The following is a 281-nucleotide window of genomic DNA, read 5'->3' on the forward strand; positions in this document are numbered from 1 at the left end:
GCAGTATTGTGTTCCAGCTGCCAACGGTACAAATATTCTTCCCATACTTTTTCACGATTGTCAGCATCCAACTTATATTCTTGTTTAGGTGCGGTTTTGGGCGCAGCTTCGACAGCGTCGTCCGATTTTTTAACCAATGGTGCATGAGTCGGCGCGGTATTGAATTGTCGTGCCTGACGCAATCTTTCCAGGCGGTTTTCCCAATTCAGGTCTTCTTCCTCGAGGGCTTTGGGGTCAAGACGGTTGTTTTCCATAATAATCTCGTTTTTTCATTTTTATTG

At 44.8% G+C, this 281-nt stretch carries 1 pseudogene; it reads right to left on the reverse strand.

Features of this window, described 5'->3' with window-relative positions:
- Window positions 1-254, reverse strand: a pseudogene (locus ACTHSX_RS10615) (hypothetical protein); the annotation flags it as partial.
- Window positions 255-281: the final 27 nt, after the last annotated feature.

It is taken from the genome of Neisseria sp. P0014.S002, from assembly GCF_051958295.1.
GTDB lineage: Bacteria > Pseudomonadota > Gammaproteobacteria > Burkholderiales > Neisseriaceae > Neisseria > Neisseria flavescens_B.